This window comes from Sphaerimonospora thailandensis, from assembly GCF_016863115.1.
GTDB classification, from domain to species: domain Bacteria; phylum Actinomycetota; class Actinomycetes; order Streptosporangiales; family Streptosporangiaceae; genus Sphaerimonospora; species Sphaerimonospora cavernae.
Window position 1 is genome coordinate 19,855 of the sequence record NZ_BOOG01000056.1, and the last position, 23,510, is coordinate 43,364.

19 protein-coding genes are annotated in these 23,510 nt (G+C 69.7%); 10 read left to right on the forward strand and 9 right to left on the reverse strand.

Translation table 11 applies throughout. The annotated features are described in order from the left end of the window. Positions 1-51: 51 nt before the first annotated feature. The gene (locus Mth01_RS24425; protein ID WP_204018283.1) at positions 52-255 is read right to left on the reverse strand and encodes a hypothetical protein; all 204 of its coding nucleotides are present in this window, start codon (positions 253-255) and stop codon (positions 52-54) included. A gap of 930 nt (positions 256-1,185) precedes the next feature. Next, positions 1,186-1,749, reverse strand: a complete 564-nt coding sequence (locus Mth01_RS24430) for a hypothetical protein (protein WP_204018284.1) — start codon at positions 1,747-1,749, stop codon at positions 1,186-1,188. A 125-nt stretch (positions 1,750-1,874) separates the two neighbouring features. On the opposite strand from Mth01_RS24430, the gene Mth01_RS24435 reads away from it, so the two are divergent. The 3 genes from Mth01_RS24435 to Mth01_RS24445 are packed head-to-tail and all read left to right on the forward strand — an operon-like array spanning position 1,875 to position 11,684. Then, positions 1,875-8,507, forward strand: a complete 6,633-nt coding sequence (locus Mth01_RS24435; protein WP_239089965.1) for a DEAD/DEAH box helicase — start codon at positions 1,875-1,877, stop codon at positions 8,505-8,507. 49 nt (positions 8,508-8,556) lie between these two features. Next, positions 8,557-10,794: a UvrD-helicase domain-containing protein gene (locus Mth01_RS24440; protein ID WP_204018285.1), complete on the forward strand. Its 2,238-nt coding sequence runs from the start codon at positions 8,557-8,559 to the stop codon at positions 10,792-10,794. Further along, positions 10,791-11,684, forward strand: coding sequence for a serine/threonine-protein kinase (locus tag Mth01_RS24445; RefSeq protein WP_204018286.1), 894 nt, complete (start codon positions 10,791-10,793; stop codon positions 11,682-11,684). Before Mth01_RS24440 ends, Mth01_RS24445 begins: the two co-directional genes overlap by 4 nt. Before the next feature lie 145 nt (positions 11,685-11,829). On the opposite strand, the gene Mth01_RS24450 is transcribed toward Mth01_RS24445, so the two are convergent. From Mth01_RS24450 to Mth01_RS24465, 4 genes are all read right to left on the reverse strand, one after another. Continuing rightward, complete coding sequence (locus Mth01_RS24450; RefSeq protein WP_239089967.1) at positions 11,830-12,450, reverse strand: 2'-5' RNA ligase family protein; 621 nt, start codon at positions 12,448-12,450, stop codon at positions 11,830-11,832. Between the two features lie 5 nt (positions 12,451-12,455). Continuing rightward, positions 12,456-13,721 carry a helix-turn-helix domain-containing protein gene (locus Mth01_RS24455; RefSeq protein ID WP_204018288.1) on the reverse strand — a complete coding sequence of 422 codons (1,266 nt, stop codon included), beginning with the start codon at positions 13,719-13,721 and terminating at the stop codon, positions 12,456-12,458. A gap of 191 nt (positions 13,722-13,912) precedes the next feature. Continuing rightward, positions 13,913-14,224 carry a hypothetical protein gene (locus tag Mth01_RS24460; protein ID WP_204018289.1) on the reverse strand — a complete coding sequence of 104 codons (312 nt, stop codon included), beginning with the start codon at positions 14,222-14,224 and terminating at the stop codon, positions 13,913-13,915. Beyond that, positions 14,221-14,505 (reverse strand): type II toxin-antitoxin system Phd/YefM family antitoxin, encoded by a 285-nt coding sequence (locus Mth01_RS24465; protein WP_204018290.1) that lies wholly within the window; start codon positions 14,503-14,505, stop codon positions 14,221-14,223. Before Mth01_RS24465 ends, Mth01_RS24460 begins: the two co-directional genes overlap by 4 nt. Positions 14,506-14,863: 358 nt before the next feature. Here Mth01_RS24465 and Mth01_RS24470 point away from each other — a divergent pair, with 358 nt between their 5' ends. Then, positions 14,864-15,091: a hypothetical protein gene (locus Mth01_RS24470; RefSeq protein ID WP_204018291.1), complete on the forward strand. Its 228-nt coding sequence runs from the start codon at positions 14,864-14,866 to the stop codon at positions 15,089-15,091. A gap of 184 nt (positions 15,092-15,275) precedes the next feature. Beyond that, the gene (locus Mth01_RS24475; protein WP_204018292.1) at positions 15,276-15,857 is read left to right on the forward strand and encodes a TIGR03086 family metal-binding protein; all 582 of its coding nucleotides are present in this window, start codon (positions 15,276-15,278) and stop codon (positions 15,855-15,857) included. A gap of 110 nt (positions 15,858-15,967) precedes the next feature. On the opposite strand, the gene Mth01_RS24480 is transcribed toward Mth01_RS24475, so the two are convergent. From Mth01_RS24480 to Mth01_RS24490, 3 genes are all read right to left on the reverse strand, one after another. Then, positions 15,968-16,726, reverse strand: a complete 759-nt coding sequence (locus Mth01_RS24480; RefSeq protein WP_204018293.1) for a peptidylprolyl isomerase — start codon at positions 16,724-16,726, stop codon at positions 15,968-15,970. Positions 16,727-16,915: 189 nt separating this feature from the next. Further along, positions 16,916-17,296, reverse strand: a complete 381-nt coding sequence (locus tag Mth01_RS24485; protein ID WP_204018294.1) for a DUF2795 domain-containing protein — start codon at positions 17,294-17,296, stop codon at positions 16,916-16,918. Between the two features lie 283 nt (positions 17,297-17,579). Further along, entirely contained in the window at positions 17,580-18,470 is an 891-nt protein-coding gene (locus Mth01_RS24490) for an RpnC/YadD family protein (RefSeq protein ID WP_204018295.1), read from the reverse strand. 231 nt (positions 18,471-18,701) lie between these two features. Here Mth01_RS24490 and Mth01_RS24495 point away from each other — a divergent pair, with 231 nt between their 5' ends. The 5 genes from Mth01_RS24495 to Mth01_RS24515 form a co-directional block, all read left to right on the forward strand. Further along, the gene (locus tag Mth01_RS24495; RefSeq protein WP_204018296.1) at positions 18,702-20,270 is read left to right on the forward strand and encodes a hypothetical protein; all 1,569 of its coding nucleotides are present in this window, start codon (positions 18,702-18,704) and stop codon (positions 20,268-20,270) included. A 242-nt stretch (positions 20,271-20,512) separates the two neighbouring features. Next, entirely contained in the window at positions 20,513-21,511 is a 999-nt protein-coding gene (locus Mth01_RS24500) for a Rieske 2Fe-2S domain-containing protein (protein ID WP_204018297.1), read from the forward strand. Further along, complete coding sequence (locus tag Mth01_RS24505) at positions 21,508-22,098, forward strand: hemerythrin domain-containing protein (protein WP_204018298.1); 591 nt, start codon at positions 21,508-21,510, stop codon at positions 22,096-22,098. Before Mth01_RS24500 ends, Mth01_RS24505 begins: the two co-directional genes overlap by 4 nt. Before the next feature lie 11 nt (positions 22,099-22,109). After that, a complete protein-coding gene (locus Mth01_RS24510) occupies positions 22,110-22,607 on the forward strand; it encodes a hypothetical protein (RefSeq protein ID WP_204018299.1) in 498 nt (165 codons plus the stop codon). A 44-nt stretch (positions 22,608-22,651) separates the two neighbouring features. Beyond that, positions 22,652-23,510: cytochrome b/b6 domain-containing protein (locus tag Mth01_RS24515; RefSeq protein ID WP_204018300.1), on the forward strand; the 859-nt coding region annotated here is incomplete at its 3' end.

Genomic DNA, 23,510 nt, shown 5'->3' on the forward strand with positions numbered 1-23,510 from the left:
GCGTCCTATCCATCACTCCGGACCTTAAGGTCGGTTTCCAGGAAGTGCACGTCAGGGGAGGGCCTGAGCGGTGCGCTCTCCGGGAAACGACCTTGTGTCACCGGTAGGGCATTCCTCGCCTCTGGGCCTCTTCCGCCCCTCAGCCATAATCTGCCGGTAACGGCAGGACAGGTCGCTCTCCCCACTCTCGCCCTTCCCCACCCAGGGGAAGCGCCGCCGTACGGCCTCGTAGTCAATGGGTTCGTCATCGCTCATGCCTGCAGCGTAGACAGGTGCCTCACGCAAAGTGAGTTGACGGGCACGCTCTGGTGTCGATCTAATGGCTCGCACACACCGCTCATCCGTTCCCGCGGATGGGCCCCGGCTCGGAGCCGCATTCCGTCTGGCGCTGGCGAGTCGGTGTATTCCCCGGCTAAGCCATGGCCGTGGACCAGGCCCTACGGGACCCGTGCGCACGGTTTGGGCCACTCCACGCAGTCAGGGGGAGGGGGTGCGGGCGTCCGGACGGATATGGACTCCCCACCCCTTGGACCACCTCTAGCCTCACGGTCGGTCACCTCGTGTGACACCCGCTGGGCTGTGCCGTACGCCTTGGGGGGTGCGGAAGTGAGGCTGGGACTCCTGATGGAATCGGGCGTCCGGCCTTCGGTCTGTCGTGCCACCACTTCGCCCGTCGGGCGAGGCCCTGGTCTTCTCTCGCTCGGCTTGGAGGCCGAGTGGCTTGATCTCTCCTCCGCTGTGGCGACGGAATCCGCTTGCCTGGTCACGCAGCATGCGGGATCCTCGTCTGTGCCGTGCCCCTGGGAGCATGGAAGTGAGGCCGGGACTACCGAGGGATATCGGGTGCCCGGCCTTTGCGCTGTCTTCGCGTCCCTGGATGGTGTTGAGCATCCGGCCTACGTGTCGCTCGCCGCCCGAGGCGGGGTCGGGAACGCCTGTGTTACAGGGAGTGATTTGACGGACGCGGAGGGGATCCTATTTGCTGTTCTCGACTGCACCACCCGTTTCGGTGGGTGGCCCGGAGCCCCGTTCGCTGGATGGGGCTCTATGTTTTGGCTGTCACGCAAAGCTGCTTGCCCGCTCACCCGTAGTGAGGCATACTTGGGGAAGCTGCACCCCCTGGGGTGCGGAAGTGAGGCCGGGCCTCCCGATGGAATCGGGCGTCCGGCCTTCGCGCTGTTCGGGTCATTCGAGACAGATCGCGCGGACTTGCTTGACGAGCAGGTCGTAGTATCGGGCGCGGCCATCCAGCCACCAGGTCGTGGCGCTGACCACTGCGTCCGCAGCCCAGAGGAGCGGTTCGCTGACAGAGGGCTTCCATATGACTGTCAGGCTTTTCGGCAGGACGTTCGCCGTGCGCAGCCCGGTCAGGAGTCCTCGATCGAGGTGGTCTTGCTCGGGCGACCGGCTCTCGATTACCACCGTCGAGACGCCGGTCTGCTCGACCTCGATGAGCAGGCGCTCCAGGCAGCGTCGGCGCGCACGCTCCGTGCGGACCTCCTTACCATGCAGATACACCGTGACGATTCCTTGAATCGGCATGTTCACAAGCCGCTCAGTGATCGCGAGCTGCCGGGCGGGGGATTCGTCTCGCCAGTGCAGGCGGGGGCTCTTGCCGAGGCGAAGGGACTCCAGTTCCGTGCGGACATCCCCGTGGTCGGCGGAATCTATGATCACGGCAGCCATCGCGTAGACGCTGTCGTCATGGGGACGGCGGCGAAGGCTCTCGTCGATGTAAGCGGTAAGCACTGCGTAAATATATCGCCACCGAGAGTTATGTCACTCAGGAATGTTCGAACGGGAGTGCGGGTGCGGAGCAGGTTAGGGTGCGGGCGGGCCGTACGAGTTCACGCCGTAGTTCACAAGGAGGACCGGTGAGGCCGACGTTGGCCGCCGAGGAGTTGCGGCAGAGCCTGACGCAGTACCTCACGACCACCTTCGCGCTGGCCGACCGGCCCGTCCGTGAGGCATTGGAACGCTTCCTCAACCATCCCGAGCAGGGCATCTTCCGCGGGCCGTACCTGCGGATCCGCACGCCGTTCCGGACGGCCGAGGACGGCTGGCGCAAGACGCTGGAGTGGGCGCCGGCGGGCTTCTCACCGTACCGGCACCAGGCGAAGGCCTTTGATCGCCTCAGCACGCTCGGTAAGCGGGCCGAGCCGACGCTGATCACGACGGGCACCGGCTCGGGTAAGACCGAGTCGTTCCTCATTCCCGTGCTGGACCACTGCCGCCGGGAGCGGGCCAAGGGGCGCGGCGGCGTCAAGGCCGTGCTGCTCTACCCGATGAACGCCCTGGCCACCGACCAGGCGCACCGCATCAACGGCTACTTACAGCAGCCGGAACTGCGCGATGTGACCGCCGCCCTCTACATCGGCGACACCCCCGAGGTCGCCTACCCGAAGGTGATGACGCAGCGCTCGGAGATCCGGCGCAACCCGCCTGACGTGCTCATCACCAACTACAAGATGCTCGACCTGCTGCTCCAGCGCCCCGACGACCTGCCGCTCTGGCAGAACGCCGAGATCACCTACGTGGTGGTTGACGAGTTCCACACCTACGACGGCGCGCAGGGCACCGACGTGGCCATGCTGCTGCGCCGGCTGGCCGCCGCTACCGGGCATTCGCGGCCGGGCCGGCCGCTCGGCGGCATCTGCCCGGTCGCCACCTCCGCCACCCTGGGGGAGAACACGGATCTGGGGGAGAACACCGGCCAGGCGGGGAGCGGCATCCGCGAGGTGGCCGAGCAGGTTTTCGGCACGCCGTTCCCCGTGGACGCCGTGGTCGGAGAGGACCGGCTCACCGTGGAGGAGTTCGTCGGCGACATCGACGTCACGCTTCCGCTGCCCGGCCCCGACGACCTCATCGCCTGCGGCGACCCGCTGCGCGACCCCGCCGCGATGGAGCGGCTCGCCGCGGTCGTCACCGGGCGGGCCGGGCTCGACCCGCAGGAGCTGGGGAAGGTGCTGCGTCGGCACATCCTCACCCAGGCCTTGCTCGACGTGCTCGGCGGCGAGCCGCGCACCTCCGACGAGATGCTGGATCTGCTGCCCCGGCGCGGCGCCTACAACTGGGGCGCCGCCATCCGCGCCAACCCGGACCGGGCGGCCACCGCGCTGGCCCGGTTCGTCGCGCTGCTCTCGCACGCCCGCGACCCCGAGGACCCCGAGGGCCCCGAGGACAACGAGAACAACGAGAACAACGACGCCGAGAGACCTGAGGACGCCGACGGCCCCGAAGGCCGCCCGAGGCGGCCGTTCCTGATGATCGAGACGCACATGTGGGTGCGGGCGGTCTCGCGGCTGCTCCGCGTGGCGCACCACACCGCGGCCTTCGCCTGGATCGGCGAGCTGCCCGTGGTGGACGCCGACTCGACGTTCAGTGTGCTCGGCAAGACCCTGCTCCCGGCCGTCTACTGCCGCCACTGCGGCCGCTCCGGCTGGGCCGCGTTATCGCCGGAGCGTGACCCGGAGCAGCTGGTCACCACGCCGGAGCGGATCTACCGGGCGAACGTCGGCGCGGAGAAGAAGCGGGTCCGCCCGCTGATCCAGGCGACCGAGCGCGAGGTGGAGGCGGCGGTGCGCGGCCTCGCCGTCCTCGACGGGGAGCGGGTCCGGCCGTACGACCCGGCACGCGACACCTACGGCAAGGGCGACATCGTCTTCGTGCTGACGGACCTGCGCACCACACAGGAGGCGCTCTACGCCGCCGAGCAGGACCGCTGCCCGGCCTGCGAGATGGACGAGGGCATCCGCTTCCTCGGTTCGGGCCTGGCCTCGCTCGCCTCGGTGGCGATCACGCAGCTGTTCGCCGGCGGCCAGCTGGAGTCGGAGCAGCGCAAGACCCTCCTCTTCAACGACTCGGTGCAGGACGCCGCGCACCGGGCCGGGTTCGTCGCCAACCGGTCCTACGCCTTCTCGCTGCGTCGGCTGCTCACCTCCCGGCTGGACGAGGAGGCGCCGATCCTGCTCAACGATCTCATCGGCGACCTGGTGGCGGCGGCCAGCGAGGCCGGGGTGCTGCCCGCGGTGGTCCCGCCCGACCTGCACGACCGCCCGGAGATCGACGCGATCCTCGCCGGGGAGGCCGAAGGCGGCGCCGACGCGTGGAACCTCATCGGGGAGCGGCTGGCGTTCGCCGCCGTCATGGAGCTCGGCCTGCGCTCCCGGCAGGGCCGTACGCTCGAGCTCACCCGGACGGCCGCCGCAGAGGTCGTGCTCGCCGACCCGGTGAGGATCGCCGCGCTGGCCCGGGACGCGCACACCGCCACCTCGGGCATGGTCGAGATGCGGAGCGACGCGCGCTACCTCGTCTTCGTCCGCGGCCTGCTGGAGCGGCTCCGCTACCGGGGCGCGGTCAAGCACGCCTGGCTCGACAGGTGGATCGGCAACGCCGGGACCAGCCGCTACAACGGCGTCTGGGGCCGCCGACCTGACGGCATGCCCGCGTTCCCGCGCGGGGTCAGCGCGCCGACCTTTCTGCTCGACCGGCTCAAGCGGAAGTCGGAGTTCGACCGGATCGACGCCGACCAGGGCTGGCCGCAGGACTGGGCCGCCCGCTGCCTCGGCCTGACCCGGGGCCAGGCCGGTGAGTACCTGTCGCGGCTGCTGCCCCTGCTGGCCGCCGAAGGCGTCGTCGCCAGGCGGACCGCCGACGACGGCTCCACCGGCGTGTACGGCCTGCGGCCCGGCCACATCCGGGTGCACCTGCTGGGTGACGAGCAGGTCAACGACGCCGGGGTCGGCTGCGATCGGTGCGCCTGGCAGCAGACCGTCCCGCCGCATCTCGTCGCCGGCTGGTACGGCCAGCCGTGCCCCCGCTACCGATGCGGCGGCTCGCTGACCGGCGGCGACACCCGGGAGGACATCCGCGACCACCGGGCCGACTACTACCGTCGGCTCTACCGGGGCGAGGGGGTGTTCCGGGTCGTCACCGCAGAACACACCGGCGCGCTCACCCGCCGCCAGCGTGAGCTGACCGAACAGCGCTTCCGCGAGGGCGCCCGCTACAGCGACCCGAACGTGCTGTCGTGCACGCCGACGCTGGAGCTGGGCATCGACATCGGTGACCTGTCCGCGGTCATCCTCGCCTCGCTCCCGCCGGGACCGGCCAACTATGTGCAGCGGGTCGGCCGGGCGGGCCGCCGTACCGGGAACGCGTTCCTGGTCACGATGGTCGGCCGGTCCCCGCGCGACCTGTACTTCCTCGAGGAACCACGCGACGTGATCGCCGGTGAGATCGTGCCGCCCGGCAGCTATCTGTCGGCGGTGGAGATCCTGCGCCGGCAGTACGTCGCTCATCTGGTCGACCTGTGCGCCCGCGACCGGCTCCCCGGCAGCACGGCGCTGCCCCGGCGGGCGTCGGTGCTGTTCGGGGAGACCGGCTGGCTGGCCGCCTTCACCTCCGCAGCGCTGGCATCCGGCGCGACGCTCGCCGACGGGTTTCTCGACCTGTTCGGCGAGGCGGTGAGCGAGGCGGCCGCCGCCGACCTGCGCGCCTTCGCCGCGGGCGGGCTGAAGGAGGCCGTGGCCGAGGCCGAGCGGGTGTGGCATCGGCGCCTGGACGACCTGCGCGAGCGGCTGAACGTGATCAACGCGGCGTCCGAGACGCTGGTGGAGTCCGACCCGAGCCAGCAGACGATCAAGCGGTCGCTGGCGGCCGAACGGCGGGCCGTGGCCAGGCTCATCGGCGACATCGGCCGTCAGAGCGCCCAGGGCGCGCTGGTCGAGCTCGGCCTGCTGCCGAACTACTCCCTCATCGATGCCGCCACGGACCTGGAGGCGACGATCACCTGGGACGAGGAGGTCCCGGGCGGCAGGCACTATCACAGCGAAGTCCGGGAGTACCGGCGTCCCGCCAGGCTGGCCCTCACCGAGCTGGCGCCCGGCAACTCCTTCTACATGCGCGGCTACCAGCACCAGATCACCGGCCTGGACATCGGCACCCCGTCCCGCCCGGCCTGGGAACACTGGCGGGTCTGCCCCGGCTGCGGCCACGTGCGGACCTTCCGGGCCGTCGAGGACACCTCGCCGTGCCCGCGCTGCGGCAGCCGGGACATCGGGGAGCTGGGCTCGCTGCACAAGGTGCTGCGGCCCACCCGCGTCACGGCGCACGACCGCCGCGACGACGTGCAGATCCGCGACGACCACGACGACCGGAAGCGGCGCTACTACGAGCGCGCCGTCGCGGTCGACGTCGACCCGGCCGACATCGCGCCGGGCTCGTGGCGGCACGCCACGGCCGTCTTCGGTGTCGATTTCACCCGCCGGGCCGTCATCCGCCGGTTCAACCTGGGCACCACTCGGTATGACCGGCCGGCGGGCGACCGGTTCGCGGGCGAGCTGGTCCGGCTCAACCCCTTCCACGCGTGCCCGTCCTGTGGCGGGACGACCGTGGACGGCCCCCCCGCCTCCGGCGAGTCCGACGGACTGGTCGCCACCTCGTCGTTCGACCGGTCGCGCAGCCACCACCGGCCGTGGTGTCCCTTCCGGCGGGCCGCCGGCGACACCGAGCACGTCAAGCTGATCCTCGCCCACGAGCTGCACACCGAGGCGCTGCGCATCCTGCTTCCCGTCGCCACGCTGATGATCGAGCAGCGCACCGCCTCGTTCCGCGCGGCGCTGATGGCGGGAGTGGCGGCCAGGTACGGCGGCGACCCCGACCACCTGGACATCGTCACCGCCACCATGCCCGACCCGGCCACCGGGCGGGAGCGGCGCTTCCTCGTGCTGCACGACACGCTGCCCGGCGGCACCGGCTACCTGCACCGGCTCTCCGCACCGGACGGCTTCCGCGAAGTGCTCGCCGAGGCGTACCGGATCGTGGCGGAGTGCCGGTGCAAGGAGGAGCGCGACAAGCGGGCCTGCCACCGCTGCCTGCTCTCCCACGTCCCCGGAAGCCTGTACGACAAGGTCAGCCGGGCCGACGCGCTGGAGATGCTCGCCGAACTGCTCGAGAAGTGGGAGGCCGCGCCGGTCGCGACCACGGCCGACATCTCACTGTGGGACCAGGTCGAGAGCGAGTTGGAGGCGCGATTCCTCGACGGGCTGGAGGCGTGGGCCCGTCGGCCCGACACGCGCGCCGCGCTCGCCCGCGGCGAGGTCGTCGACGGCAGGAAGACCGCCGACCTGCGCATCGAGGCACCGGACGGCACGATCCGGCACTGGCGGATGACCCTGCAGAACACCATCAGGGGCACCCGGCCCGACGTGCTGTTCCGGCTGGTGGGCGACGAACCGCGGGAGGTCGCCGTCTACCTCGACGGCTACGCCTACCACGCCACCGCGGAGATCAACCGGCTGGCCGACGACGCGGCCAAGCGGGCCCGGCTGCGTGCGCATGGCCGATTCGTCTTCCAGCTGACCTGGGAGAACCTCGACGAGTGGGAGGGGCGAAGCTTCGCCCCGGACCTGTCCGTCGAGCCGCTGCGCAAGCCGTACCGGGGCATCGCCCAGGAACAGGCGCGGACGTTCTACCGGCGCTTGGAACCGGAGCGCGACCCGGTCGAGTTGGTGCGCACGATGTGGACCAACCCGGTCGAGACGCTGCTCGCCTTCCTCCGCGAACCCGACCGGCGGCTGTGGCTGCACCGGGCCGAGGCGGTGGTCGCGGGCACGGTCAAGGAGCCCCGCGGCGTGAGCAGGTGCGACGCGGGCGACGTCGCGCAGCGGGTGGCGGCGTCCGTGCGCGGCGAGGACCTCCCGGCCGGAACGGCGGGCCCGATCACGGTCTGCTCCACAGCCGACCTGGACGGCTGCCTGCTCACGGTCGTCCTGGACCGGCGTGCGGAACCCGCGTGGAGCGGGTTCACCGTGGTCGACGACCGGAACGAGACGATCACCGCCGACGGGGAGACCCATCGGCGCCGCTGGGCCGCCTGGCTGTACTGGGGCAACCTGCTGCAGTTCCTCGACGTCGGCGCCGGCGACGGCGGGCAGCTCGCCCGCACCGGCCTGGACCTCCTCGACCCGGCCCTGTTCGATCCAGGCGTATTCGACCCGGCGCAGCTCGCCGCGGCCGGCGGCGATGGTCTCATGAGCGTGCTCAGCAGGCTCCCGCTCGATGAAGATCTCGCCGGGGATCTCGCCGACGTCGCGGCGTCCGTACCGCGACCGCCCGCTGTGGCCGCGGAAGCCGTACGGCCCGCGCCCGAGGAGGCCGGGGCACCCGCCGAGGCGGTGGAGACGGCCGTGCCGCAGGACTGGGAGGAGGTGCTCGACCTCCTGGACCCCGAGGACCCGTTGCTGGCGCTGCTCGCGCACGCCCTCACCGATCTGGGGGTGTCCGCGCCCGAGGCGGGTTACGAGCTCGGCGAGCAGGCCTGGCAGGCCGAGCTGGCCTGGCCGCAGGCGAAGGTCGCGGTCGTGCTCGCCGGAGACGACGACGAGGCACGCAAACGCGACGCCGCCTACGCGCAGGCGGGCTGGGACGTACGGATCGCAAGGGGCTGGACGGCCGAGGAGTTGGCCGAGCGGATCGGCGCCGACAACAGGGGAGGGGCCCGGTGAGTGACGACCGGTACAGCGGTACCGCGCACGCGTCGATGAAGGAGGCCGTGTGAGTAGGGCGACGTTGCGGCTTCTCGACAAGGCCGACAAGGAGATCCTCAAGCTCCCGCGGGCGGTCAAGGGCGCCATCTACGACTTCCAGCACAAGTTCCGTCAGGACCCGGAGAGCCCCGGTCTGCGGTTCAAGCAGCTCAAGGGGCACCCCCGGCTGTACTCGGCGCGGGTGAACCTGGACTACCGGGCGCTGCTGTTGCACGCAGGGGGTGGCGACTACATCCTGGTCGCGGTCAAACCGCGCCAGGAGGTCTACGACAATCTGGACAAGTTCGCCTACCAGATCAACCCGGTGACGGGTGGCATCGAGTTCCTCGACCTGCTGACGATCGAGGAGACGGTCGTCCTCACGCCCCCGGTGTCCCCGCTGTCCCCGGTGCCGCCGGTGCCGCCGATGTCCCAGGCATCCCCGGTGCCGTCCGCGCCGGGCGAGGAGATCCCGGCGCGGCCGGAACCGCTGTTCGCGAAGTTCTCCGCCGAGACCCTGCTGAGCCTGGGCGTCGCCGGGCCGCTGCTCGGCCTGATCGCCAAGATCACCACGGAGGACGAGCTGCTCGGCCTGACCGCCTACGCGCCGCAACTCACCGGCGAGGTGCTGCTCGCGCTGTACGACGGCAAGACGGTCGACGAGGTCATGGACCAGGTCACCGCGCCGGTCGCGGTCGAGGAGACGGTCGACGCCGACGACTACCAGGCGGCCCTCACCCGCCCCGCCACGGTCGTGACCACCGAGGACACCGCCCTGCAGGAGGTGCTGGAGGAGGGCGACTTCGGACGCTGGCGGGTGTTCCTGCACCCCGCCCAGCGGAAGATCGTGGAGCGCGCCTACAGCGGCCCCGCCCGCGTCAGCGGCGGCCCCGGAACGGGCAAGACGATCGTGGCCCTGCACCGCGTCAAGCACCTGGTGGAACGGCTCGGCCCAGGCCAGGGCAAGGACGTCCTGCTGACCACGTTCAACAAGAACCTCGCCGCCGACCTGCGGCGGCGGCTGTTCGACCTCGCCGGGCAGGAGGTCGTCAAGCGCGTCGACATCGTCAACATCGACAAGCTGGCCAGCGGCCTCGTCTCGGCCACCCAGGCCGGCTCCGGACGGCAGTGGATCGACGACACCAAGGCCGTCATCGAATGGCAGGGGCTCCTCGACGAACTGGGGGAGCACCGGTGGGACCCCGAGTTCCTGCACGACGAGTGGTCGCAGGTGATCCTCGGGCAGGGCGTCGCGACCCGGGCCGAGTACTTCCGCGCCCGCCGGGCCGGACGGGGCCGCGCCATCAGCAGGCAGGACCGGGCGGAGATCTGGAAGCTCATCGAGCGCTACGTGATGCGGCTGGACGACAGGAGGCTGTGGACCTTCCGGCAGGTCGCCGAGCGGGCGGCGCGGCTGGCGATCGAGCGGGCCAGAGCGGTCGCCTCCTACCAGGCCGGCCAGGTCAGCTCGGTGAAACTGCAGCACGAGTCCGGCATCTGCTACCGCCACCCCTACCGTCACATCGTCGTCGACGAGGCACAGGACCTCAGCGCGGCGCACTGGCGGATGCTGCGCGCGATGGTCCCCGAAGGCCCCGACGACCTGTTCATCGCCGGCGACACCCACCAGCGGATCTACGCCAACCACATCTCCCTGGGCAGCCTGGGCATCAACATCCGGGGCCGGTCGTCGAAGCTGAGCCTCAGCTACCGCACAACCCATGAGATCCTCCGTACGGCCTGCCGCCTGGTCGGCGAGGATGAGTGGGACGACCTCGACGACGGCAACGACGACCTGACCGGCTACCGCTCGGTGCTGCGCGGGCCCGAGCCGGTGCTCACGCCGTACCCGACCTGGGCCGCCGAGCTGGACGGGATCGTCGAGCGGGTCAGGGAGTGGGGCGGGGGCTCGATCGCGGTCTGCGTGCCCGAACGGCAGATGGTGGCCGAGGTCGAGAACCGGCTGGGCAGGGCCGGCATCATGGCGGCGTCCATCGGCCCCGACGGGCCGAAGCTCATCGAGGCGCTCGTCCACGTGGGGACGATGCACCGATTCAAGGGACTGGAGTATCAGCGCATGATCCTCGCCGGTGTCGCGGAGGGGCTGCTGCCCGGTCGGCGGGTCCTCGCGTTCGAGAAGGACGACCCGCTGCGCTTCCGCCGGGAGTCGCAGCGCGCCCGGTCACTGCTCTTCGTGGCCGCCACGCGGGCACGCGACAGCGTTGTGATCAGCTGGCACGGCGCCAAGAGCAGGTTTCTGCCATGAGGACCGTCGCTGACCGTTACCGGATCACCTCACCCATCGGGCGGGGCGGCATGGGCGAGGTGTGGGAGGGCACCGATCTGCGGCTCAACCGCCCGGTCGCGATCAAGCTGATCAGCTCCGCCGACCTGGTCTCGGAGAAGGACGCACGACGGCGCTTCCACCGCGAGGTCCGGATCACCGCCCGGCTCCGTCATCCCGGAGTTCCGGTCGTCTACGACTTCGGCGACGACGGCGACCTGTTCATGGTCATGGAGGCGCTGCGCGGCGACTCGGTCGGGAAGCTCAAGGACGAGGAAGGCAGCCTGCCCGTGGCGTGGGCGGCCTTCGTCTGCGCCCAGGTGTGCGCCGTGCTGGCCGCCGCGCACGAGGTCGGGCTGCTGCACCGCGACGTCAAGCCGGAGAACCTGGTGCTGTGCCGGGACGGGGCGGTGAAGGTCATCGACTTCGGCGTGGCGGCCTCGCTCGGCGCGAGTGAGTTCTCCCGGATCACGCAGACCGGGCAGATCCCGGGCTCCGCCTGCTACATGGCGCCCGAGCTCATCGACGGGGAGGACGCCAGCCAGGCCAGCGACCTCTACACCGTCGGCTGCGTGCTGTACGAGTTGCTGACCGGCGCACGGCCGTTCCAGTCCCGTGACCTGCTGCGGGAGATCGCCCGTAGCAGGGAGGAGGACCCGCCGCTGATGGCGGGAGTGCCCGGTGAGCTTGAGGAGCTGACACGACGGCTGCTCGCCAAGGACCCGGCTCAACGCCCCGATGACGCGACCGGTGTCTACCGGAGCCTCCTGCCCTGGATCCGGGACCTCCCGCCTCTTCCCGGCTGGGTCGACCAGAACCTGTCCGCCGACCCCGCCCACATGTACTCAACGGTGATCTCGAGTTTGGGGTGATCCAAGCCTGACGACCATGATTGTCCCCGTCCGCACACAAGTCGCCGGGTCCACCGGCCCAGCCCGCCCCCATCCGCAGCGTGACACGAACAAAGCAAGATCGCGGGTAGCTGGGGCCGTAGGCTCGACGACTTTCACGCTCCGTTCAGGAAGGGCTGCCGATCGGCACCTTCGCGACCGGGCGCCAGTCCCAAAGGTATTCGGGGCCGTCCTGAACGACGAGGTCGATGCTGCCGACCGTGACCTCGCAGGTCGGCAACTGTCGGCCGAGAGCCGCGATGATCGGAGCCGCCGGTTGTGCAGCCTTGCTGTACGCCAACGTCACGTGGGGCGTCCACGGTTCGTGAGCGGGGATGCCGTCACGGCCGAGCGCGGTGCGGGTCGCGGTCTGTGCGGCTTCGAGGATCGGGGCCAGGGCGGCTGCGGGCCGTGCCTCCAGCATGACGGCCTCGGGGTGGTAAAGCACCCGCCCGAGCGTCGCGGTGACGGGCCGTACCTGTGCCAGTAACTTGCCCGCCTCGGTCACCATGGCGGTCATCTGCTCGTCGCTGATCTCGTTGGTGAGACCGGCGATCAGCACGGTCAGGTGCAGCCACCGATGCGGTGTGAGGTCCAGGCCGGGTATCCCGGCCAGGCGCTCGTGGGCCGTGGAGGCCATCGCGCGCACCTCAGGATGATCCTCGAGAAGGATGTGCCAGTAGATCCGGCCCTGCCCGGGTGGGAGCATCTCCCGCTTCGCCCAGCGGTCGGCCATCAACTCCGGCATCGGGCTCACGCGTCCTCCTTGATGGCGACGTCCGCCGACAATGCGGCGGAGGTGAACTCCCGGATCTGCTCACGAAGCTCCGCCGCGACATCAGAGCCTTGGAACCGTGGGGCGTCCAATCGTGCGTCCATCTCTACCAAGTAGTTGGTGACGGTCGCCATGCGGAATTCTGGCGGCATGGTCATCACCGGGGCAATCTGCTCCGCGGCACCATGGAGATCACCCATCATTACGTAGGCGTTGCCCGCGCCGAACCGGATTTGCGCCCAGGTCCCGTACACCCAGGCATCCCCGGATGCCCATGCCGTCTCGGCTGTTTCCGCAGCCCGCAGAGCCTCCTCCGGTTTGCCTGCCTGCAGGGCTACCGAGAGTGCGTACAGGGCTTGACGTGGACGTGGACATGACCATGGGGACACTCCCGAGTCGGGCGACAGGGGACCGCCGGCCGCCTCTTCCGCGCGCCTCAACGCTTCTTGCGCTCGGTCGATGTCGCCCAGGAATCCGGCGGCGTTGGCCTCCTGGCCGGCGAGCAAGACACGCAGCGGTGTCGGCGGACTGCACTCGAATCCACGTCGGGCCAAATCGGCGGACACGGCGTAACGGCGTCGCCAGCGTTCGGTCTTGGCCTGCGCGCTGAGTGCGGCGGCCGGGTTGGCGCCCGCCTCCCCGGCGCACAGGGCGGCGGTCATGCCGTAGGTGATCGCGATTTCGTTGTGGTGCAGGTCGCCCAGGAGGATGCAGGCGTGGGAGAGGAGGTCGGCCTCGATCCGGAGGAGCTCACGAGTCTGGCCGAGACGCTGCCGGCCTTCCCGCAGCAGCGTACGTGTTCGCCGGTGCAGCCCGATGACGTCGGACAGCATGCGTCGCGGGGAAACCCGAGTGTGGCTTTCGGCAAGACGGCGGCTCGCCTCGCCGAGCATGGTGATCGTGCCATTCCCCACATTGGTCTGTTCGATCCAGGCCGCAAGGTCGATCGCTTCGTCTGCGAGTGACGAAGCGTTATCCGAAGGGCAGGCAGGCCCGCCGAACAGTTCGGCCTCGCTGGTGCCGAAGGCGCGGGCGTACAGGAGACGGTAGGGGTCGCGCGGCTCGTTGTGTCCGGCCTCGTATGCCTTGATGCGGCGGACGATCGTCTCTCGAACGGGAAGTCCTCTTCGTGTCTCCTCGTCGGCGGCTTCGACGAGGCGGCGGGCCATCTCCTTCTGGCTCCACAGCCGGTTGCGCCGCTCGGCGCGCAGCCGTACGGCCCATTGGGGGAGTTCGGCGATCAACGCTTCACCTCTTCGTCAGACCTGGGGGCGTCTTGACTACCCTCAGTTTCCTCCGTCTCGATCTGTGATGCATAGGTTACGGAGTGTTTTATCCGGTGCCGAGTGCGGCCCATGTCCCGTCCCGACCCCCAAATCGCGCGTCTCCCGGGTCTCGGCCGCTGTTGTTGTTGTGGTTGCGTTGGAGTCCTCGGTCAGAGGCTGTCGTAGATCGAGTGATCACCGATACGTCGCCACAGCAGTAAGGGCTCACCGTCGTCAGCCGTGCTGAATTCGAACGTGGCCCGGCCGTCCGGGGAGGCGAAGTTCCACGTCAGCGAGTAGACGTCGGTGTCGGTGAGCTTATGGATGCGCAACCGCGAGGGCCAGAGGGTGCGACCCGTGTGCGCTCCTTGCTCAAGGGCAGGGAGGAAGTGTTTGTAGACGGCTTCTTTGAACATGGCGTAGTGCTCGGGGGGAAGTCGCGCGGCGTCCCGGTGAAAAGCTGTCGTGCGTTCGAATTTCACGGAAGGTCGTCTCCACGGACCGCCTCGATGTCGGCGAACAGGTCGTCCATGCTGTCGAAGACACGAGTGCGACCCTCCCGGATGTCCGCGTCGGCCTCGGCCTCGGCGGCCTGCCAACCGGGTGTCCAATACCAGGCTTCGTCCGCTGGGACGATCGCGGCGACGCGGCGGCCTTGGTCAGTGAGGTAGGCGATCGTGTGTCGCTGGGCGGCGGCGGTGATGACGTCAGGCAGATGACCGTCGGCCTCGCTCACCGGGATCTCGAACGCGTTCTCACTCATGCCGTGAGTGTAGGTGGGAGCTTGCGTAGGGGTCACGTATCAAAGAGTAACCGAATGACTGCGATGAGTTGCATCATCTGGTTCACTGCACCGACCGTCGAAGTGGATGCCTCTTCGCGTTCACGAGCGTGGGAGACGTACGTGAGATGCCGACGCACCCCGGGTTTCCTCGTCGGCGGCTTCGACGAGGCGGCGGGCCATCTCTTTCTGGCTCCACAGCCGGTTGCGCCGCTCGGCGCGCAGCCGTACGGCCCGACAGCAAGAACCCCGCCGCCGGGACGCGCCGATGCGGACCTGAGACTGGCTGCTGAAGCCGGCCCGCCGCATCGACGCCACTCCAGTCGGCGTGGAGGAGGCCATGACCTGGCTGGCCGAGCGCTACCGGGCCGCCGAGCCGTCCTTCCTCCACCCCGCAGACGAGGCGCGGATCGGCGTGGACTTCCGACTGGGCCTCGTACGGAAATCCCTGAACGCGGGCGTGGACGTGCAATGGGGCATCTGGCTCCGCGCCGGACGCTTCGTCTCCTGCGCCGTCGTCTGCTGCTCCCCGAACCGGGATGCCGACTACCGCTGTCCCGTCATCTGAGCCGCCCGCCTGCCGTACTTCCCCCGTGGCGGCAGGCGGGCCAACCATCCGGCAATCGCTAACTCTGGGCGAATGAAAATTGCGTGGAGTAATAACTGGCGGTTATGTCGATGCTGGGTCGGTATGGATCGACCTGTACGTGAGGTCCCTCATTGAGGGCCCATCGACGTGAGGAGAAACCACCATGGGTGAGTACGTAGATCTCCTCGGCATGCTGGTGCGGGCGCTCGACCAGGCCGGCACCGTCATCGCCAAGATCCAGCCCGAGCAGGCGGCGCTCCCCACACCGTGCCGCTCCTGGGACGTACGGGCGCTGGTCAACCACGTGGTGGACGAGGTGCACCAGTTCGCCGTGGTGACAGCGGGAGGAAAGCGGAACCATCTCGGCGTCGACGTCATCGGCGACGACTGGACGGGGGCATACCGCGCGGCGGCCGACGAACTGATCGCCGCATGGCGGCAGCCGGGCGCCCTGGAGCGGCCGCAGCGTCTGCCGTTCGGCGAGATCCCGGCCACATGGGCGGTGGGTCAGCACGTCACCGAGTTGGTCATCCACGCTTGGGACATCGCCAGGGCCACCGGTCAGCCGACCGACCTGGACCCCGAGCTGGGGCGGGTGGCGCTGCAGTGGGGGCAGGACAATCTCCAGCCGGAGTTCCGCGGTGACGAGGCCGACGGGCATCACATCGGCCCCGCGGTGCGGGTGCCCGATGACGCGCCGCTGTACGACAGAGTCGCCGCCTTCGGCGGCCGCGACCCCAGCTGACACCCGCCGGCGGGGCGCCCCACCTCGGTGCGGCGGAGATGGGGCGCGTCCGACGTGAGAAACGCGAACACCGGGCACGGCGGCGACGGCCGGGCGGCGCGTGTGATCGACTAGCGGCAGATCCGGGCGTGCTTGATGTCGACCGGAAGGACGGGCTTGCCGTCCACCGGCGGTGTCGGGCCTTCCGGGGTGGCCTCGATGCCGCCGGCGGCGATGCGATCCAGGGCGGCGAGCCCGGCGGCGTCGACCGTCCCGAAGACCGTGTAGTTGGGCGGCAGCCCCGAGTCGCCGTAGACCAGGAAGAACTGGCTGCCGTTGGTGTCCGGTCCGGCGTTGGCCATGGCCAGCACGCCGCGCGCGTACGTCTTCCGCGTCCCGGTGGTGTCACCCGGCCACGGCGGCAGATCGACGGGCAACTCGTCCTTGTAGCGGTAGCCCGGCCCTCCCTCGCCGGTGAAGCTCGGGTCGCCGCACTGCAGCACCTTCAGGCGGTCGTACGCCGTCAAGCGGTGGCATGAGGTGATGTCGTAGAACTTGTGCCGGATCAGGTGGACGAAGCTCTGCACCGTGCAGGGTGCCTTGGCCGCGTCAAGCCTGAGCCCGATGGCGCCGTGGTTGGTCTTGAGGACCGCGGAGACCCGCCGGGTGGGAGTACGGCGCGGGTCCGGCGGCAGCGGCACCTTCCGTACGGCCGGATCGTCCGGAGTCGCGGTGTAGTGACAGGGGCCCTTCGTCGTCCTCGGCGGTTTGCCTCCGGCCGCATCCGCGGCCGCCGAGGCGGGCATGACTCCGAACGCGATCAGGGAGCCCGTCGTCGCTGCGGCGACCGCGGCGCGTGCCGCGAGTCGTAAGACTGCTCTGTCAGACATGTCGTCCTCTCGGGGGGTGATCCACAGGCTCTCTGTGGTCTAGTCGATCTGACAGATGCAGTCAAGAGGGTGTGGCCATCGACAGTGTCGACGCGGTCTGGCGCGTGGGCGAAGTGCCGGGGGAGGAGCCGGTGCGGCAGCCGCCGCCGCTGACCGCCGCTGTCAGGGCGCATTAGACGTTCCGCCTGCTCAGGGGGCGGATGGCGCGCGCCATGCCGACCGGCTCACGTGGGTCACGACGCGAGCTTCCCCGTCCGCCGATCGCGCGGGCTCAATTGGTTCGCGCAGGTGTTCCGCGACCCGGCCCCGTCCCCCGGCGGACCGTTCCCTCGCCAGCCTGGTCTCCTCGTCCGCCGTGAGGCCGGCCTCCTGCGAGGGATCGCGCGGAATCGAACGCAGGACCTCGTCCAGGTTGTCGTAGCTGCCGAGCGGCAGGGCCGCGAGCACGCGGATCACGGGCTCGCCGGCTCCGGTCTCTTCGGCGCACCGTACGACATCATGCTTGTCCGCGGGATAGTCCAGTGAGGACAGAGCGCGGCGGACGGATTCAACATCGGTGCCTCGTGTCATGTCGTCCCCTCCTTCGCCGACGGCCCGCCGTCTCGCGGACGTGCCGTCCGAGGCGAGTCCGTCGTCTCTCCGGCTCTCGTTACCCGGCCCTGGCCGGTGAACACCGCCAATCCGGCACGGCAACGTCCTGAATGGTCGTGGCCTTGGAGATGGGCCGAGCCCCAATGTTGAAACACGAATGCCGGGCTCCCGATTTCCTCAGGAGCCCGGCACTGGCGATGATGTCTGCGACGACCTGGGGATCGGGCTCAGCCAGAGACTGGCCGAGAGAGCGGTGCAGGTCTCAGGTGAAGATTTCGTCGGCGGAGTTCACGGTCGCCGCGCGGCGGACCCAGGTCGTCAGCAGATCGAGGTCGTTGCAGCGAGTGATCCGGTCGCGGGTCTCGGGGGAGATCTCCATGCCGCGGGCATCGAGTACGGTCAGGATCGCCTTCGCTTCGCCTTCCGCGAGCCCTTCTTGCCGCCCTTGGTCGATCCAGTCGGTCACGTACGGGCGGGCGAGGTCCTTGGCGCGCTTCAGCAGGTCGTTGTTCATGGTCATGAGCTCCTTCATGTGCTTTTGCGCCACGTCCGGTAGCTTGTCGAGCACGTAGTGCAAATATAGCTCGGCCTGCTCCGCTTCCAGAGTGTTCAGTCCGGCGAGCATGGCCTGGAGTGCGGCCGGTTCGATCTCGCTGGTCTTGGCGTTGAGGATGGTCGACAGTACGGCCAGTTCCGGGGATGCACGGGCCCGGTCGGGGTCGGTGATCAACGGGATACGGCCGGGGTGGATGACCAGCGGGGTGATGATGCCGCTGGGGCCCAGGGTGATGGGCTGCTCGCTCCAGCGGCCCACCGCCGCATCGTGGCAGATGACCACGAGCGCGGTGGCGCACTTCAGCCGGGCGCGCAGCGCGGTGACGTAGACCGGCCAGCTGTACCGCTTGCCCGTGTCGTAGTTTTCCTGCGCCTCCACGATCGTGGCGAACCGGGCTTCGCCTTTCTGGTTGCGCAGCACCACGACCGAGTCGGCGCGGAACTCCACCGGGGCCACCTGGGTGAAGTCCAGCGCCTCCAGGGCTGCGGTGGCGAACGGGGGCGGCTGGATCCCGGCGGCGTCGCGGAGTAGCTCCACGGCCGTCATGGGGTTGTTGCGGATGAACTCGATGGACATCTCGTGGTCGATTCCTGGCATGGCCAAGGACGTTACTCTAAGTGTTCTATCCATTACTTTGAGGTGTGATCGAGTTGTGGATAAGTTCCCACCTCGGGAGGAGTTCTCTGCGTCCGGGGCTGAAGTGCGAACTGGTGGAGGGCGGTCCGAACTCGTAACGTCTGCTGCCGACTCTGACGATTTACACGTGGTATGGCTGCAGAGCGACCGGTGTGATCGTCCAACGGGACGACGAGACCAGGCGAGGCGATCGTGACCACTCAAAGCCCCCGGGCGACCACCGGCGGCGGGGACGGCGCGGCGTACGGCAAGGCGGCGGTGACGGCGACCGCGTGGCTCGGCCACCCGGTGACGATGGCGGCCGTCGCCCTGCTCATCCTCAACGATCACCTGTTCAAGCGCCTGTGGCCTGGTGTGGTCACCGGCAAGCTCAGCGACTTCGCCGGGATGCTGGTCGCGCCCCCGCTGCTGGCGCTGCTGCTCGAGTCGGCGATCCTCGCCGCGCGAGCGGTGGGCCGGGCCGTACGCCGGATTCCCGCCCCGCGCCTCGAAGCGGGGAAGTGGATCGCAGCGGCGGCGATCCTGCTGACCGGGGGACTCTTCACGCTCATGAAGACGACCGCGGCCGGAGCCGAGGCGGCGGCCGCCGTGTGGGGCCTGTTCACGCCATCCGCCCAGGTGATCGCCGACCCGACCGACCTGGTCGGACTGCCGTTGCTGGCCGTGGCCTGGCTGGTCCGGGGTCGTGCCGCACAGGGCCCGGGCGCGTACCGGGCGGTTCGGCGGACCCGGACCCTGGTCGTGCTGCCCGCCGCCGTCTTCGCGGTGGCCGCCACCTCCGCCGGACCCCCGGCGCCGTCGGCCCGGCATGTCGAGGTGCACGGCTCGACGATCGTTGTGTTCCTCGGCTCGGAGAGGGGCGAGGGCCTCGAGGAGGGGTGGGCTCTGGCCACGAGTGATCAGGGCCGGTCGTGGCGCGAATGGAAGGGTGCGCCGTCGGGGCACCGGAACGCCAGAGCGTGCGTGCCCGGTGAGCCGCGGCGCTGCTACCGGGTCGTCCCGCCGCGGCTGAAGGTCGAGCAGACGGCCGACGGCGGAGCCACCTGGTCGACGGCCTGGGAGATCTCGCGGGGACGGCAACGGCTGCTGGACCGGCACTACGAGAACCCGGACCGGTACGGCATTCCGTCGGACCCGGCCGCCTCGGTGGCCGTGGCGGTCCTGCCCGTGACCGGGGGGCACCTGGTGGCGGTCGCCAACCGGACAGACGGGGTCGTGCTGCGCGACGTGGCGGGACGGTGGCATCGGTTCGGCTTCATCGATTACGGCAGCGGGCTGTCCGAACGGGCGGCCGTACCGCTCGCCGAGCCCGGCGAGAAGACCGGCAGTGAGATCAAGGTGGCCGGGATGGCCGCGCTCGCCGTACTGCTCGTCGCCCTCGGGTTCGCCGGAGGCGCGCGGCGCCGACCGGCCTGGTTCGTCCTCTCGGGGCTGACGATGTGGTCCGGCGCACTGCTCATCGCGATGAGCGGAAGGGATATCGCCGACATGATGTCGGCGGGCGCCGGCATTCTGCTGATGCTGCTCGGTGGCACGGGCGTGCTGATCGTCTACACGCTCAGCCAGCCACTGCGAGGGGCGCCCGCCCTCGTCGCCGCGCCGTTGACGTTCGCCGCCATCTACCTGCCGTTCCTGGGCTGGAGCGCCGGATGGCCCGATGACTACGGCGTCGCCGTACTGTTGGCGATCGCCCTGTCCGTCGCGGTCCTCGCCTTGGGCGTCCGCCTGATGAAGCGGGCATGGCGGGACGATTCCCCCTGAATCGACTCCCAGGAGTTCTGTCGCACATCGTCACGTGCCCCCGTGCCCGCCCGTACTATGTCTGGTTTCAGGTCGTTTGGGGTTTATGCGCCGATCTGTAGGGCACCAGCAATAAGCGCCGTGCCCGCCTGGGGCTGACGGTACGGCGCAGCATGCCACGGCGGCCGGTCCGGCCGGCGCCATCTCCTCGGGTTCTCCCGGTGCGTCCCCGGGGGAACCGATGCACGAGATTGGAGTCAGGAATGGCTCAGCACGCTCTCGAACGGCTGATGCGGAAGATCGAGGGCCAGGAGTGGCTCGACAGACCGGGCCACACGCTCGAGCACGGCTACGCGTTCGTCCAGAACGTGTTCGGCCTCTCCCAGAGGCCGGTCCGCAGATTCCTGCACGGTGTGTGGTTCGGGCATCCACTGCACCCGGCGCTCACCGACGTGCCGATCGGGTCATGGACGACCGCGCTGGTCCTCGACACCATGGGGGCGGGGAAGGGCCGGCGTGAGCGTGAGGGATACCAGCGGGCCGCGCGGCGGGCCGTCGGGCTCGGGGTGGTGGGCGCCCTGGGGGCCGCGGTGACCGGCCTCACCGACTGGCAGTACACCCATGACTACGCCCGGCGTCTCGGCCTCGTCCACGGCGCACTCAACGCCGTCGCCCTCGGACTGTACACATGGTCCTGGTGGGAGCGCAGACGGGAGCGCCACGGGCGGGGGCGCCTGGCGGCCATGCTCGGTTATCCGCTGGTGGCCGTCAGCGGCTACCTCGGCGGCGGCCTCACCTTCCGCCACCTCGTCGGCGCCGACCAGTCGGAGCAGGAGGCGGACCGGCTCCTTCAACCGCGCGACTTCACACCGGTGCTGCGTGCCAACGAACTGCAGGAGGGGACCCCGCGCCGCGTGGAGGCCTGCGGCGTGGGCGTGCTGCTCGTCCGGTCGAACGGCCAGATCCATGCCCTCGGCGAGACCTGCCCCCACCTGGGCGGCCCGCTGTCCCAGGGCTGGCTGCGGGACGGTTCGATCGTTTGCCCCTGGCATGGATCGGCGTTCGATCTGGAGACCGGGGAGAGCCAGAACGGCCCGGCCATCGCACCGGCGCCGCGATTCCAGGCCCGCGTCCGTGACGGCCGCATCGAGGTGCGCCGGGTGCCGCCCGTGGTGAGCGCCCCCCCGGGGAGCGCCCTGACGCGCCAACAGGAGATGCCGGTTCAGCCACCGCGGCCTCGCCAACGGGAGATGCAGCCATGAAGAAGGGGACCCAGGTTCTCACCGACCGGAAGAAGCAGACCACTGAGGTGATCACCCCGCCGAAGACGGCGACTCAGATGCTCTACGAGCATCACGGAGTCCTGCGCGGGATCATGGAACGGCTCTCGCGCACCTCCCGTGACGACATCGAGCAGCGGCGGGCGCTGACCGACGAGCTGTACAGCGAAGTGCAGATGCACGAGCGGATAGAGGAGCACATCTTCTACCCCGCGATCAGCGACTTCCATCCGAAGCTCGACGCCGCGTGGTCGGAGCACCGCCAGATGACCGACCAGCTCGCCGCGCTGCTGCGCGCCGATCCCGGCGGCGCCCGGTTCGAGGAGGAGCTGCGGCTGATGCGCGACGTGCTGGAGGCCCACGCCCATCTGGACGAGGAACTGGAGATGTTCCCCGAGGTGGAGAGGCTGATGGACGAGGCGTGGCTCGTGGAGATGGGCGAGAGGCTGCAGGACCGCCTGGACCGGCTGCGGTCGTCCAGGACGCTGCGGGCACGGCACCGGCTGGAGCGCATGATGCTGCGCGGACCCGGACGGCTGATCGCGCGCACCATGCGGCGCGGGTCGTAGGAGTGTGAGCGGTGACCACAGAACAGATTCGCCGGTCGGGACCGCTCCGCTGGACGGGAATGGGGAAGCTCGTCTCGTTCTACCGGTACTTCGCCTTCAACGCGCCGAAGACGACGACGGCCGGGGGCATGGCGCTGCTGGCGGCCACCGCGGTGGCCCAGATGTCCCTGCTGATCCGGCACTCCGCCGCCCCGGCCTACGTCGTCGTCTGGTTCCTGCTGATGATCATCGGCTCGCTGCTGGCCGCCTTCGCGATGTCGGTGGGGTCCGTTCCGGCGCTGACGCGGTCGGGGTGGGCCCTGGGCAGCGCGGTCTCGCTGGCGTCGATCGCGATGTACTTCGTCAGCCGCGCCGTGGGGCTGCCCGGCCTGCCGCAGATGCTCGGCCACTGGCACTATCCGCTCGGCAACGTGACGCTGGCGATCGGCCTGTTCTTCCTGGCCCTGCACTTCTCCGTTGTCACCGGGATGAACGTCGCATACCCACGGACGCGGGGCTGGCATGACTGACGACAGGTCTATCTGACAGCCGATCCGATGAGGGGGCCATCGCGATGCACAATGACTTTCCGGCCTGGCTGCGGATCGAGCACTGGCTGAACGTGCTGTTCGTCACCCTGCTCATCCGCAGCGGGATCGAAATCCTCGCCACCCACCCGAGGCTCTACTGGCGCAACCACAGCAGGCCGGGCACGGAGTGGGCGAGGTTCACCCGCAAGACGATGCCGAAGGACAAGCTGTACGACACGATGGACGAAGAGGAGGACTACTCCCCGATCGTGTCGTTGCCCGGCCACAAGAAGATCGGGATCGGCCGGCACTGGCACTTCTTCACCGTGATGGGCTGGCTCCTGCTCGGCATCTCGTACTGGACCCTGCTGTTCGCGACCGGCCAGTGGCGCCGCTATCTCCCCACATCGTGGGACATCTTCCCGGCGGCCTGGCACGACCTGGTCAGCTACGACGCGTTCCGGCTGCCGCCGATGATGCCGGGCCAGCCGTTCGACGCGCTGCAGAAGCTGTCCTACGCCGGGGTGATCTTCCTGCTGGCGCCGTTCCAGATCCTCACCGGGCTGGCGCAGGCTCCGGCGATCGAGGCGCGCTTCCCGTGGTACGTACGGATGTTCGGCGGCCGGCAGGCGGCGCGCAGCCTGCACTACCTCGGCCTGCTCGCGTTCCTCGGGTTCACCGCCGTGCACCTGATGATGGTCGGGTTCTGGGGCTGGCCGCGCCTCAACGCGCTCATGATCTTCGGTGAGGCCCGGAACCTGACGCTGGCGTTCTGGCTGTCCCTGGCCATCATCGCCGCGATCGTGGCGGTGCACGTGGCCGCCACCGTGTGGAGCCTGCGCAGCCCGCGCTCGGTGCAGCGCAGGATCGGCGCCGTGAACACCGCGGTCAAGAAGCTGCTGC